Raw genomic sequence first — 13,349 nt, 5'->3', positions numbered from 1 at the left:
GGCACGTCCATGTAATGTGAGGGCTGGTGCAAAGCTGGTTCCATGAGACTGGAGCCGGCAGTCGCTCGCGGCACATTTCCTTGCCACAGGAGCGTCAGGAAGGACTGTTCGTTGATGTGACGTCCTATGACTGCTCCCATTTTTGCCGCGCGCTTAGGCTAGGACGCTATGACTGAGCGGTCAACCGTTGAAAAACGGTAGACGAAGAGAGATGTGATGTCCGATGCGAGCATCGGTCAAGGCCCAAAACCCACGGACTAAAAGGCCTGGAAGACGCGCGCATTCCCTGGAATATCGCTGTTCTAGCGACTGAGACGTAGGACAATTATTTGGCATATGTCCTACATTTTGTAGGCTTCTCCACCAAAAATCGTTGCTATCCTGCCGCGCCTCAGGCCACAAAACCCCGGAGTCGCAGCCGAGCGGGACCAAAAAAATGCCCGCCGGTACAGGATTAGCTCGGTGGTTTCGTGCCGTTGGTGTTCGATGTGGCGTTGACCGCTGCCAACCACCTCTTTTGCCGCCAGGCCGGCGCGCTAGTGGGAAACAGCACTTCGTTTGGCCGATAGCGGGCGAGGCCGCAGGCGGCGGCGATGCGCTGGCGTTGCTGGCCGTGGACAAGGGCTTGCTGAAAACTGTGTTCGCTATGGGCCAAACCCAGCATATAACGCGTACCCACCTGGAATTGTCCGCCGTTGGCTTGCCACCATTTTTCGATTGCCTGCGGGTCGGGCCAGGGCAGGTTCTCATCGGGGTCCATCGCGACATTGGGATCTTCAGGGTTGTCGTTCGGGCCCGCATCGAAATCCGGCAGGGCCTGCAGTTCCAGATCAAGCAACGCCAGGTCAGCGCCAGTGATCAGGCTGAAGGCTTCGCCGGCGACCCGGGCAAAGGGCAGGTCGCTCATCTGTTGGATCAACCAGGGCACGCAGACCGGATCGCCCAGCAGCCCAAGGGCCTGGATGCCGATGCGCCGATCCCGGGGATCCTGTACCCACTGGCGTATCCAGGCGATGCTGGGCTCGCGCTCCTGCCAGGCCAGCAATACACAGAGCGCGCGATACTGGAACTCGCCCGGCTGCTCGGCGAATGAGCGCAGAGGCTCCAAGGCCTGCTGATCGCCCATTTGGGTGGTGGCCCAGTTGGCCCAGAAGCGCGTAGCGGCGTCCTCATGCTGGCGGTGGGCACGAATCGCCGGCAGCAGGTCACGCCGGCGCAGTTCGCCAGCCGTGCGTGCGGCACGCGCCAGCACGCTGGGGTCGGCATCGGAAAGTCCGGCCAGCAGGGCGGGGCCTGGGTCGTGGCGATGCATGCCGCAGGCCGCGAGGCCGAGACGGCGGAACAGGGGCTCGGGGGAGGCGAGCAGGCGGTCGAGCCAGGGTTCGACCCGCAGCCACTCCAGCCAACCCAGGGCCGCAGCCATATAGCGCTCGCTGTCTACGTGGGCGCGCATATGTCCAGCCAGGGTGGCCATGGCTACGACATGGCCGGTTTCGAACGCCAGCACCGTAGCGGCAAATACCTCCCCCTGCGCGGTGGGAGTCAGTTGTTGCAGCAGCACCTCCAGTCCGGGCAAACCAGCGATGTGTAGGCCATCCAGATGGGCTTCGATGCGATTGTCCAGGGTGGCCAGGTGGACGAGGTCGTAGTGGGGTGCCCGAACGGCGTAGTCGCGCAAGATCGCGAGGAAGGCTACCTCTTCGGCGTGTTGATCAATCACAATCGACGACATCATAAGGAGCCTATCGGGGAAGGCCCATCGCTCAACGCCAGACAATTGCTCAAACGATCCTCGTCCATGCAATTCCATCGAAAGACATAAGATCGAACTCACCATTCGACCACATGACGCCATCGCCGGCGCTCAACTGGTAACAGGACGCTGGAGGATCATCACCGAAGTTCACAGGCTCCAATTGCAATTGTTTCAACCGATAGACATTGGACAGGGTAGAGATGTAAAGAGCATCGATAAACCATTCCAAATCCCAGATATTATCGGAGACTACCGTTTGATCGATGACGCTCCACATATCCTTGCGCCCTTGCAACAGCACACCGCGATGGCCCGCTATGTATACCGTTCCATCAGGTGCGCACTTGACCGATGTGAGAGTCACCGATGTTGGCGATTCGCAAGGGTGCCAATGATGACCATCGAATAGCCATATCGCGCCATCCCGGCCAACTGCATAGATTTCTGTATTTGAGAAACCATGAATCGCCTGCGCGTTGAAGTTTTCCGGTAAGCCATCATCGATCCGTATCCAGCGTTTGGGACCGTCAAAGCGGTACACCATACCTCTTAGGCCGACCGCAAAGGCTTGTCCGTTGATCGCCGCCACGCCGCGAATACCGCCCGTTCTTGGCGCTTGAGGAGCAGGTGTGCTGTCGTCGAATATGTCACCAGTAGTGGTACCGCTTGCCATGATGGCTGAGTAATAACCGGCGCCAGAGATGGCAATGAGTCCGAGTTCAGGCTGAGAAACAACGGCTAACGAATGGGCATCATAGTTGGCCTCGCCTCTGATAAAAGTGCCGTCCTTGTATTTGAACGTGATGGCGTGTGGAATCTCATCGGCTTCTTTTTTAGGGTCGGCGGCATAGATATAACCAAGGCCCGGTAGGCGTACTACCGCAGTGCGCATGATGAGGCCTTTCAACGGTGTATCAGGCATGTGGAGTCTCCTTGAAAATAGATGTCATAGGGTCGTCGTATCCGAGGGTTCTGGAACGCGTCCGGCCGTTGATGGACGGATTTGGTCCGTCGGACCAATATTCATCTGTTGATGACCTGCTCGCACTTGGCTTTGCGTGCAGGCCTTATCGCACTTACTGCCACCTTTTTGGGCGGCCTGCGCTCCGACCGCTTCGGCTTCGGCAACACTCCAGCGAGCATTTGGATCAATGGTCTTGCCGGTGACATGCGGCGCAACGGCCGGATGATTCACCGTGAGGAGGTTCGTCTCTTCATGAATGTCACCGTGGGTCCCGGTGGAGTGACTATGGCCATCTTCACAAATGCACGGTGCCTTGTCGGGGTCGTACTTATTGGCGCCTTGCGCATCGAGCAGGAGCGCCTGACCACCTTTTCCCCTCTCCTTGAATTGTGATTTAGGCACTACATGGTGGGGTGTTTTCCCGTCACAGCAGTTCGAGGGTGCATAGGGTGTAAGCACGCACTCCACTGCCTTTTTGCATTTTGGATCGCCGCACAAGGCCGCTGATGCGCCGGCCCGATTGACCGCACCTGTCGAGTAGGTGTTTGCATCGACATGGCGCTGGCAATCGTTATCTTTCAATCCCTTTACTACGTTGTGACAGGGATGGGAGCTGTTGGCCGCCGCCACCGTGTCAAGATAGGGCCAAGTTGGACTATTACCCGGCTGCGACGCATGGTTATGGGTCGTCAGGTCCATGTTCCTGACTACATTTTCTCCCTCGAACTTCACATCCATCGACCATGCAGTGAAGTACACCTTTCCCTTAATCTTGCTGGTAACTATCCCTTTCTTCGGTGCGTTTCCGGCTTCATCCCCTGTGCTGGTCTTGAAGTAGCTCTTGTTCTTGAGCATGACCTCCTTGCCACTGATTTTTACCGTCCGGGATCCATTGATGGTGTCCTTCGCCATGCCGGTATTGGGGTAGGGAATCGGCACCCCCAGAGGGGTGGGCGGGGCCTGGGGTGGAGTGAAACAGACATCCGGGAACGCAGCAATGGACTTGCCATCCGCTGCTTTGCAGGAGATCTCCATACTGTTGGCAAAGACTTCGTTGGCCATTACGCAGCCCTCACAGTCTGGTAACTGAGCATCACGGCGGCGCGTTCGCCAGCGTCGTTGCCGAGGTGGCAGAAGATATTCGGTCCTTCGCCATAGCCCTTGCGACTGGCAGCCAGGGCCACGGCGAGCATGGCCGGGCCGATGGCGGCGCCGACTTCGCCAATGCAGTCGGCCGGGTGCCAGAGATGGAAGAACTCCTTGCGCACGCGCAGGGTTCGGCTGAGGGCCAGGGAGGCTTCCTTGAAGTAGTACTGCTCGCCGGAGATGTCGGTGAGCCGATAATCCATCTGCTCCAACCCACAGCCGGCTTCGCTCAGGGCTGCGCGTACAGCTTGAGTCAGGCCTTCGGCGCGCAGGGGAATGTCTTCGGCCTCCACGGTGGCCTTCTCCATGCCGAACCCCAGGCCGATGCAGGCCAGTTGCGGCGTTGCGCTGGCAACCGGGGCGGCCAGTACCACGGCCGCAGCACCTTCGCCGGGAATAAAGCCGTTGGAGTTCTCGCTGGTAAGCAGACGCTCGCGTTCTTCGAAGGCGGCCAGGGTGGGTCCGCACAGGAAGGAGTCGACGCCGGCGACCAGCACGTAGCGATGGCCGCCCTGGTAGATCAGCGTTCGTGCGTTAAGCAGGGCCACGGCGACACTGACTCGGCCGCGGGCGATGATGTTGGATTCCGGATGAAAGCGCAGGCCCAGTTCAGCTTCGATGTCCTGCAACAGTCTTTTATCGAGGCCATCCAGACGGCCGGGACGCTCGGCTTCGGCCACACCCAGCAGTAGCGGGGTTTTTTCCGGGTCGACCCCGGGGGTGCTCTGTAACGCTTCGGCGATGGCGCGAGAGGCCATCTTGATCAGCTTGGTGCGGCCGCGCCAGGGCTGCTCCAGAGGTACGCTAGCGGCCATCAGCCATTCGCCACCTTGGTCGATGAAACGGGTTTCCTGGAAATTGTCGATGGCGCAGCGGATCGCCGCGCAGCTCGCGGGGGCGCTGAGGCCAACGGCGCTGACCATGCCGGAGCCGATGATGCAAAGTGCGGTCATCCGTCCGTCTCCTCGGGGGCGCGTCTGGCTTTTACCAGGGAGGAGAGCGACGGGTAGTAATCCTTGCCCAGTTTGCGGGCGCGCCACCAGCCCGTGGACATAGTGCCGACCAGCACCTGAGCGATCTCGAACATATTGCGTCGTAGCGCACGGGAGACACGCCAGGTCAGCTGCACCTGGCGCGCGTCTGTGTCGATCAGCAGGGTGTCGATCACCGCCTGCACAGTTTCATGACCGCCTTTTTTCAGAAAGAAGGTCACTGGCACGTCCATTGTGGGGATGCGAAAGCTCGCGTGCTCCCGTGGCGTGAGGTTGAGCAGCAGCACATCCTCGCCGCCACGCAGGTAAGGGATCTGCTGATCGTCAGGGGCAGCCTGAAAGTAGCGGTTGTCGAAATCCTGCGGCAGGAACGGAAAGCAGTCGGCCAACCAGGCATCGTCGTAAGTACCGGCGAAACGGGCGCGTTGCGGCCAGCTACGCCCAAGGGGGCCGAGAGCCATGGGGCGGAAGTCGCCGGAGGGGCTATCGATCGGCTTGCCCAGTTCTTCCGTATTCGGCATTGGCTTGTAAGCGATTTCAGCACTGTCGATGTTGCCTGGGAACCAACCGCAGCCGCTTGGATTGTCCGGGTAGCAATGACGCATATCCGGATTCTTGGCCATGGGATGGGAACCTCCGTAAGCCTGGGCATAGGAGATGTCCTGTTCGGTAAAGGGTTGCGGTAAACCGGGAGAAACCCCCAATAGCCCGGGTTGCCATTGTCGGGGGCCGAGGACGGAAAAGGCTTTGCTCATCTGACCGACACGAATGCCCGCGGCCAGCTGCGTCACGGGCCGCCCACCTGGGGCATAGGCCTTGCCGCGTACCAGTACATCGCAGAATGGCTTGACCGGGGCGAAGTCCATTTCCTGCAGCGGGGCGCTGAGGCCCGGCTCGCCGAGAAAGGTGTCAGCCATCAGCAGCGGTTGCTGGGTATCGGCGAGGGTTGCCGCACGGCCGTCCAGCGGTAAATCAAACGTGCCTTTGGCCACGATCACCAGGGATTCGCGACCATCGGGCTCCAGGCCCTGGGTGTAGGCCGCAAACAGTTTGCTGGCGTTGAGCAGCTCCATGAGTCGACTACCTGTCTAGTTGATCTGCACCGAACCGCCCTTGATGCGGTTCACGCCGGATGACCGGTTCGAAAGATAGGTCCCACGGATCAGCACCTTGCCCTCACGCGTGAGGGTAATGCTCGCCTTACCGCAGCGCAGGACGATTTCCCGCTCTGCCGTGAACTCCAAGCGCTCGCCGTCCAGGTGGGCGACGGCTGGCGTGGCGGTTTGCGGCAGGCGCTGGATGCGACCGATCACCAGCGGCCGGGTCAGGTCTCCGGCCTCGAACATCAGCGCGACCTGGGCGCCAATGTCTTCACGGGCGAGCGGGGTGGTGGTGCGCGCGGCGAGGCCCGTTTCGCCGGGGCAGCCAGGGAAGGCCACCACCGGGGCATCTGCCCCGGGCACATCCAGCAGCACCCCAATCACGACGCCATCCACGCGCGCGGGCGTGGCGGTAGAGGAAACGGGGAAATGATATTCAACGGTCATGGCGCCCACTCCGTGGCTAGTTCTGCAGGATTTTCTGGCCTTTGACGACCACGTTTTTGTTGGCCTTGATGTTGATGGCGCCGGATCCGTCGATGGTGATGTTCTTGCCGCTGATCACGATGGTACCGTCCTTCTTCATGGTGATGCTGGCTGCGCCCGTGGTCAGGCTGATGGAGTCGCCGGCGGTCAGGGAAAAATGCTTGCCAACGTCCAGGCTGTCATTCTGCTTGATGCCGGTGTTGCGGTTCTGGGCAACGTCGCGGGATTCGTTCTGGCCGATCTGGGTGCTCTGGTTGCCGTTGATCTCGATGCCTTCGTTGCCCTGGACCGTTTCGTTGCGGTTGCCGCTGATGCCGATGGTCTCGTTGCCACCCACGTCCTCGGTGCGGTTGCTGGCGATGCTGATTTTTTCGTTCGCACCAACTTTTTCCGTGCGGTCGGCACCGATGGTGATGGTCTCGTTACTGCCCACGCGCTCGGTGCGATTGGCACCAATGGTGATTTTCTCGTTGCTGCCGACATCCTCAGTGCGGTTCACGCCAATGGAGATGGTTTCGTTGTTGCCGACCTTTTCCTTGCGATCCACACCGATGGTGATGGTTTCGTTGTTATCGACGGTTTCGGTGCGGTCGTGTTTGACGTGCACGGTTTCGTCGTTGTCGATGGTCTTGCTGCGATCATGACCGACCCAGTGGGTCTCGTCGTTCTCGACCTCGATGTCCTGGTTCTTCTCGGCGTGGATAAACAGTTGCTCGGCGCCTTTTTTGTCCTCCATGCGGATTTCATTGAAGTTGGCCGGTGAGCCGCCCTTGCTTGAACGGCTTTTCACCCCACTCTGGGTGGCATTGGCCGGCAGCGCGTAGGGCACGGTCTGTTCGGCGTTGTAGACGCGGCCGGTGATGATCGGCCGATCCGGGTCGCCTTCGAGGAAGCTGACGATCACTTCCTGGCCAATGCGCGGGAGCTGCACCGAGCCCCAGTTTTTCCCGGCCCAGGCTTGGGACACGCGAATCCAGCAGGAGCTGTTTTCGTTGGATTGGTCATGGCGATCCCAGTGGAAATGCACTTTGACCCGACCATATTGATCGGTCCAGATTTCCTCGCCACTGGGGCCCACCACTACGGCGGTCTGCGGCCCGCGGACAATGGGCATGGGGGTCAGGGGGAGGGGCCGGAAAGTCTGGTTGGCATCCATGCAGTCCAACTCGCTGACGAATTGTTCGGCCAGGTCCAACTGCCCGCTTTCATAGGCTTCCTGACGAATCTGATAACGCGCGACCACCACCAGGTATTCGCGGTTCTGGTCCGCACGGTCGTAGCCAGTCAGATTGAACAAATGCCCGGAGCCCAGCCCGCGGGCGCGGCCGCGCAACTGCACACGCTCGAACTGGCTGTGAATGGCTTCGATGCGGGTACGCGCGTAGTGATCGCCATCGTTGCTCTGGACGTATTCACCGGGGTAGTCATAGAGCGGGTAGTCGGCGTTGCTGTGGTTGCGCGGCACACTGGAGCGCACCTCAAGGCTGGCGCGGGGGCGCAGGAAGTCATAGTCGTTCAGCGCCAGCGAACCGGGCTGCACTTCCCGCGCAAGTTGCCAATCGTAGAAATGATCGCGCTCGCGCATTTGTCGATCGGGCGGATAGAAGGGCACCGACTCATAGTCTGCCGCCGTGGAGTGAGCGCCATAGGCGTCGGCCAGCACCAGGACGTGCCGCGACTTTTCATGGCGAAAGTAGTAATAGATGCCTTCCTGCTCCATCAACCGGCTGACAAAATCGAAGCTGGTTTCGCGGTACTGCACGCAATATTCCCACTCACGGTAGCTGCCGCTGAGGCTGTCTTCGAAATCAGAGAAGCCGAGGTCGCGAAACACCTGCTTGATGATGTCCGGCACCGTCTTGTTCTGGAAAATCCGGCAGTCGGAGGTGCGCGTGAGCAGCCAGAACCAGGGCCTTAGACTGACGCGGTACCCCGCGAACTGGCCATGGCCGGTCAGTTGCCGGCAGCTGCTGATAATGCCGTGGAAATAACGCTTGCCGCCGTCATACAGCTCCAGGGTCAGGCCCATCGGCTTGCCCAGCAACTGGTCAAACGTGATCGCCCGGTCTTCGGAGGTGAGGTCCAATTCGTAGTGGAATAACCGCCCCAGCTCCTCGCTGCCGTCCATGTTCTGTAGCAGCAGGACATCGCCACCGAGCGGACTGTCGACCTGCACCAAGCGGTTGTTTTGCGTGATTGCCATAAACGACTTCCTGTGGCTCGTGTTCGGGCGTCAGTCAGCCGTAGGGAAGACGGCGACGTACCCTAAGGTGTCGCCATAGGAAGGGGCAGGGGAAGTCGAGTCCAACAATTGCTGCATATCCACCACGAAGGTGATCTCCATATCGGCCTCGTAATCCTCTCTATTCAACCGGAACTTGAGAGGTTTCAAGCTTTTAAGATAGGTGACCGAAGGTCTTTTATTAGTTTCTTTAGCTATTTATATAATTCTAAAAAAGTATAAGAAATGGCGCGGATCTGAGTTGGAAAGGGGGCTGCGGGGGCATTAGAGGTGATAGCGCGACTGCACAAGCCACGTGACCTGGCTCAACGCCTCCTTGGGTGTCAGGGTTGTGTCTGTTTCAACCACACGTGTCTTGTTAGCAAGCACATCGTCCCGGATCACTTGTCGGAACCAGTTGGAAAAGTCCCCGGCATCCATGTGCCTGCGAAGCGCCGGGTCTGCAAGCTGCGTGGACAAGGACAAAAACTCATTCAGGTTCGCGGCGCTTTGGCCCAGTGCAGGGAAGTGGAATGAATGCCATGCACCGACATCCCCCGCGACGTACTTGCCGCTGTGGCGATGGTGCTTTTGAATGGGCTGGACCTGATCGAGCAGCACCACCTCTTCGCCCTCGCGAAGGTTCCAGAGGCAGGCATGTTCAAGGCTCTGTGAGCGCTCCGGGAACTCGGGACTGCGGCGCTGTATACGCTTGGCGAACTGCTCGACCAATTCCCGAGCGGTGCTGCCGAGTGTCACTAGCACGTCAACCTCCTCGAGAAGTGCCGGGCATACCTGGTCGAAGTCGAGGGCAACGATGATTGCGCCGATGTCCCCGAGGAAACCGGGGGGCCAATCCGCACAATGGGGGAGCATGTAATGAGCCTCGTCCACGATCAACCAGTAGGGGCGACCTGAAGCGTTGCGTAGGTGCTGGATAAAAGGCAGCAATTCGCCAAACAGTCGCACCCGTGCCGCCGGATCGAGGGCAAGGGCGCTCACCACCACATTGAGTTGCGCCTGCAAAAGGTGATGCACCGATTCTTCTGTGGTCGGAGGAGCGCTCAAGGCCCCCACTGTGACCGCATCATCCAGGGTCAGGTAGTCACCCTCTGGATCAATGATGCAAAAATCCTGATGAGCCTGGACCATGCGTTCTGTCAGCCAGGTGATGTAGCTGGATTTGCCAGAACCTGAATTTCCAACAATCAACATCACCGACTCTGGGGCGAGCCATACCTTGCGTGCATGGGTGGTCTGGCCCAACTGGATTCCGATGCGTTCGACCGGAACCAGAGCGGCGTCTTTCTCCAGCAGCATGTCCACCAGTTCGCAGACCCCTCGGCCATGATCATGACTGAGGCACAGGTCAGCGCTGGACTTTATCGATGCGATGGCATTACTCACTGCCGCAGAACAACCGCAGATCGATAGGAAGGCGTGGTCGTTTTCTGCATCGCCCACGCCCACCACATTCAGCGCGCAAATACCCAGTCGCCGTAAGGCTGCATTAAGGCCCGACGCTTTGTTCACACAAGGCGGCAACACCATGATCGCATCCTTGTTGAACGTCATCTGCAGCTCAAGGCCGAGCTCGCGAATGCTGGCGCTCACCGCGTTCTCAAACGGGTGCCATGTGGCGATAACCGAGCGGCCTATCGACAACGGCGAGACGCCCTTTTCGCGTAGGCGCTCAACCAAATCGGTAGAAGCCGGATCGGCGATGAGCTCCTCGGTGTCTGTCTTCGGATCGTACAAGAGCGCGCCGTTTTCTACGACCACCAGGTCAAACAGCTCCAGTTGCGCAAACTGATGCTTGAGCGCTTGCAACTCCCGGCCTGTCACCAGCAATAACTTGCGGCCGCTGTTCTTCAGGGCAGTGAGCGACGCACAGACTTCTGGTGAAACGCTACCGTGTTCGGCAATGGTCCCGTCAAAGTCCACCGCCAAGGCTAAAAAGTGCATGCTCACTCCAACGTTTGGCACACCAGGGCATCCCCGTCCAGACGGATGAGTACTGGCCTCGGATCGGTCGAATCATGGATGCGCGCCTCGACGTTCCGTGTCGAGGCGACTGCCCCTGGGTCTATTTGTCACGTGTCCAATGGATGCTCACTCCATACTCATTTTCGCTGTACCGGTAGTCGGATGTCCCTTTGAAAGCGCTCTCCAGTGCATGCCCCAGGCGGCTGGCCAGGTGGATACCGGTAGTGGTCACGATCAGCTCACCGGCCGAGTCGGTCAGCTTGATGATGCGTTCCAAGGCGTGATCGGTTTTTTCCTTCTCCTCGGTGTGCTCCATCAGGTGGATGATTTCATTCCGATGCTTTTGCAAAAAACTGCCTGATAGCGTGAGCGTACCTGCGGGCATATTGTCATGGATGCGCCGACAGGCCGGGCATGTCATCTCTTGCGCACTATGAACCACCGTATTTTCAGGGCGACTCCAGGTCCAGTTGCCGGCTTGGTACACCGCGCCACATTGCGAGCAGACAGCTGAACCTTCGATCCTTTGCAAGCAGTAGGGATCATGGGGGGATGTCTTGAATAGCTTGTTCTTTTGGCTCTCCTGATACTTGTCCATGCGTTTCTCCCGCACATTGAAATGGAAAAAAGGTTCCACGTTCAGCTGTGACTTGGATCGGGATACCTGACCATTTTCGTCCAGTGAACAGACCGTGGATTACACCGGTTCATTGGGACTCGGTTTCCCGTCTCACGGGTTGATTTTTGTCAACTTCGGGGCAACAGCAGGCAGTCGGTCATCCTGGCGCCAAGGGGCAGTTGGCGAAGGACGTTGGCATCGTGTCTTTGTTGATAAAAGTCAACGTGGAGCCGGCCACTTCATAGAAACTGCAAAAAACACCTTTGTTAAAGCCCGCCTCAGGAGAACACGCTGATGGCTCACACTAAAATCGTATTTCGTGCTGCGGCCCGCGAGAAAATCCTGGATGGCGCCACGCAGTTGGCGGATGCCGTACGGGTGACGCTGGGTCCGAAATCAAAATCAGTGTTGATCCAGAATAAGTGGGGCAATCCAACGGTCTGCAATGACGGCGTGACGATTGCCAAACGTGTTGACCTGCAAGACCCCGGGGAAAACCTGGGCGCGCAAATGCTGCGTCAGGCCGCGGAACGCACGGGGGACGCGGTAGGGGATGGGACCAGTACCTCAACAGTGCTGGCCCATGCCATCCTGGCCGACGGCATTCGCAACGTTGTCGCGGGGGCCAGCGCGATCGACCTCAAGCGTGGCTTGGATCGCGGGCTGTCGCTAGTTGTGGAAAATCTCGCAGCCCGATCGCGCCCGGTCAGCACGCCCAGGGAAAAGGCCCAGGTTGCCGCGCTGTCGGCGCATAACGATGCCGTCATCGGCCAACTGGTTGCAGATGCGCTGGAAAAGGTCGGGGTTGAAGGTGTTGTCAGTGTCGAGGAGTCCAAGACCACCGAAACCGTGATGGAGGTCATGGAAGGGATGCAGTTCGACCGGGGTTATGTCTCACCCTATTTCGTCACCGATGTCGAGAAGATGCAGGTCGAACTCGATGATGCCTACTTGCTGCTCTGTGACCATAAGATTGGAGCGCTCAAGGATTTGCTCCCGCTGCTGGAGCTCATTGCCAAAAGTGGACAACCCCTGGTGCTGATCGCCGACGACATTGAAGGTGAGGCCTTGTCCACCATGGTCGTCAACCAGATCCGCGGGGTACTGCGCGCAGTGGCGATCAAGGCACCAGGCTTTGGTGACCGCCGCCGGGAAATGCTCCAGGACATAGCGGTCCTGACCGGTGCTACGGTGGTGTCCAACGAGTTGGGAATCACCCTCGAACAGGTGCAGTTGAACCAGCTAGGGCGGGCCCATCGCGTCGTGGTGCAAAAAGACAGCACGGCATTGATTGGCGGAGCTGGCACACGCGCGGCCATTGAGGCACGGACACAACAGATCCGTGCGCAAATGGACAACACCAGCAGCGATTACGACCGCGAAAAGCTTCAGGAAAGGCTCGCGAGGTTGTCCGGCGGCGTCGCGGTGATCCGGGTCGGGGCGCCTTCGGAGGCGGAAATGAAGGCCCGTAAAGATGCGTTGGACGACGCGATCTGCGCGACCCGAGCGGCAATCGCCGAAGGCATCGTCCCAGGCGGGGGGCTGGCGCTGCTCAAGGCGGTTGCAGTGATCGCGGCCGAGGAGACCCGACATGAGGGCGATACCAGGACCGGGTTGCAGATTCTGCGCAGGGCGCTGGAGGCGCCGGCCAGGGTCATCGCGGAAAACTCGGCGGTGGACGCCGGCGTGGTGGTGGCGCGCATGCTGGCAGAGTCCGGCAACGTTGGTTTCGATGCGTCCTCCAATGACTATGTGGACATGTACGAAGCCGGCATCATTGACCCGACCAAGGTGGTGCGTATCGCCCTTGAAAATGCCGTTTCCGTTGCCAGCATCTTGTTGTTGACCGAGGCAGCCATGACCGATATTCCGGAAAAGGAATCACCTGCCCAGCCGCCGTTTCCCGAATAGCACCTGGAAGGATTGGCATGGCGGCGCAGCAATAACGCATAGCGCCACGCGGATTGAATAAGCCGCTGTCCAGGCACCCTGCGAGTTGAACGGCGTTGCGCGCAGAGTTGATATAAATCAACGCCCAGGTGTAAGCAACAGCGCAGGCTGAATCAACGTCGGCGCCCG

The 13,349-nt window shown here is 59.3% G+C and carries 10 protein-coding genes; 1 reads left to right on the top strand and 9 read right to left on the bottom strand.

Annotated features, from left to right (window positions below; translation table 11 throughout):
• Positions 1-454: 454 nt before the first annotated feature.
• The 9 genes from EPZ47_RS14965 to EPZ47_RS14925 form a co-directional block, all read right to left on the bottom strand.
• On the bottom strand, positions 455-1,735 hold the full coding sequence (locus tag EPZ47_RS14965) for a TIGR02270 family protein (protein ID WP_135845498.1): 1,281 nt from the start codon (positions 1,733-1,735) through the stop codon (positions 455-457).
• A 46-nt stretch (positions 1,736-1,781) separates the two neighbouring features.
• A complete protein-coding gene (locus EPZ47_RS14960) occupies positions 1,782-2,678 on the bottom strand; it encodes a WD40/YVTN/BNR-like repeat-containing protein (protein WP_135845497.1) in 897 nt (298 codons plus the stop codon).
• Between the two features lie 24 nt (positions 2,679-2,702).
• A complete protein-coding gene (locus EPZ47_RS14955) occupies positions 2,703-3,782 on the bottom strand; it encodes an HNH/endonuclease VII fold toxin-2 domain-containing protein (RefSeq protein WP_135845496.1) in 1,080 nt (359 codons plus the stop codon).
• The gene (locus tag EPZ47_RS14950) at positions 3,782-4,819 is read right to left on the bottom strand and encodes a beta-ketoacyl synthase N-terminal-like domain-containing protein (protein ID WP_135845495.1); all 1,038 of its coding nucleotides are present in this window, start codon (positions 4,817-4,819) and stop codon (positions 3,782-3,784) included. Before EPZ47_RS14950 ends, EPZ47_RS14955 begins: the two co-directional genes overlap by 1 nt.
• On the bottom strand, positions 4,816-5,931 hold the full coding sequence (locus EPZ47_RS14945; protein WP_135845494.1) for a DUF2169 family type VI secretion system accessory protein: 1,116 nt from the start codon (positions 5,929-5,931) through the stop codon (positions 4,816-4,818). The genes EPZ47_RS14950 and EPZ47_RS14945 overlap by 4 nt, the downstream gene beginning before the upstream one ends.
• Positions 5,932-5,946: 15 nt before the next feature.
• Positions 5,947-6,405 (bottom strand): DUF6484 domain-containing protein, encoded by a 459-nt coding sequence (locus EPZ47_RS14940; RefSeq protein WP_109754103.1) that lies wholly within the window; start codon positions 6,403-6,405, stop codon positions 5,947-5,949.
• 16 nt (positions 6,406-6,421) lie between these two features.
• Entirely contained in the window at positions 6,422-8,647 is a 2,226-nt protein-coding gene (locus tag EPZ47_RS14935) for a type VI secretion system Vgr family protein (protein WP_135845493.1), read from the bottom strand.
• Between the two features lie 303 nt (positions 8,648-8,950).
• Entirely contained in the window at positions 8,951-10,630 is a 1,680-nt protein-coding gene (locus EPZ47_RS14930; RefSeq protein ID WP_135845492.1) for an HAD-IIB family hydrolase, read from the bottom strand.
• A 121-nt stretch (positions 10,631-10,751) separates the two neighbouring features.
• Entirely contained in the window at positions 10,752-11,249 is a 498-nt protein-coding gene (locus EPZ47_RS14925; protein ID WP_135845491.1) for a BCAM0308 family protein, read from the bottom strand.
• Between the two features lie 315 nt (positions 11,250-11,564).
• Between EPZ47_RS14925 and groL the strand changes: the two genes are divergently transcribed.
• Entirely contained in the window at positions 11,565-13,181 is a 1,617-nt protein-coding gene (gene groL / locus EPZ47_RS14920; RefSeq protein WP_135845490.1) for a chaperonin GroEL, read from the top strand.
• Positions 13,182-13,349: the final 168 nt, after the last annotated feature.

This window comes from Pseudomonas viciae, assembly GCF_004786035.1.
GTDB classification, from domain to species: Bacteria; Pseudomonadota; Gammaproteobacteria; order Pseudomonadales; family Pseudomonadaceae; genus Aquipseudomonas; species Aquipseudomonas viciae.
Note: the sequence above shows the minus strand (reverse complement) of the source record. Positions and strands in the feature narration are given on the sequence as shown.

Bases quoted from the DNA above. Each gene is read 5' to 3' on its own strand.
- EPZ47_RS14965 (WP_135845498.1), bottom strand. From the start codon at position 1,735: ATGATGTCGTCGATTGTGATTGATCAACACGCCGAAGAGGTAGCCTTC.
- EPZ47_RS14960 (WP_135845497.1), bottom strand. From the start codon at position 2,678: ATGCCTGATACACCGTTGAAAGGCCTCATCATGCGCACTGCGGTAGTA.
- EPZ47_RS14955 (WP_135845496.1), bottom strand. From the start codon at position 3,782: ATGGCCAACGAAGTCTTTGCCAACAGTATGGAGATCTCCTGCAAAGCA.
- EPZ47_RS14930 (WP_135845492.1), bottom strand. From the start codon at position 10,630: ATGCACTTTTTAGCCTTGGCGGTGGACTTTGACGGGACCATTGCCGAA.
- EPZ47_RS14925 (WP_135845491.1), bottom strand. From the start codon at position 11,249: ATGGACAAGTATCAGGAGAGCCAAAAGAACAAGCTATTCAAGACATCC.
- groL (WP_135845490.1), top strand. From the start codon at position 11,565: ATGGCTCACACTAAAATCGTATTTCGTGCTGCGGCCCGCGAGAAAATC.
- EPZ47_RS14945 (WP_135845494.1), bottom strand. From the start codon at position 5,931: ATGGAGCTGCTCAACGCCAGCAAACTGTTTGCGGCCTACACCCAGGGC.
- EPZ47_RS14940 (WP_109754103.1), bottom strand. From the start codon at position 6,405: ATGACCGTTGAATATCATTTCCCCGTTTCCTCTACCGCCACGCCCGCG.
- EPZ47_RS14950 (WP_135845495.1), bottom strand. From the start codon at position 4,819: ATGACCGCACTTTGCATCATCGGCTCCGGCATGGTCAGCGCCGTTGGC.
- EPZ47_RS14935 (WP_135845493.1), bottom strand. From the start codon at position 8,647: ATGGCAATCACGCAAAACAACCGCTTGGTGCAGGTCGACAGTCCGCTC.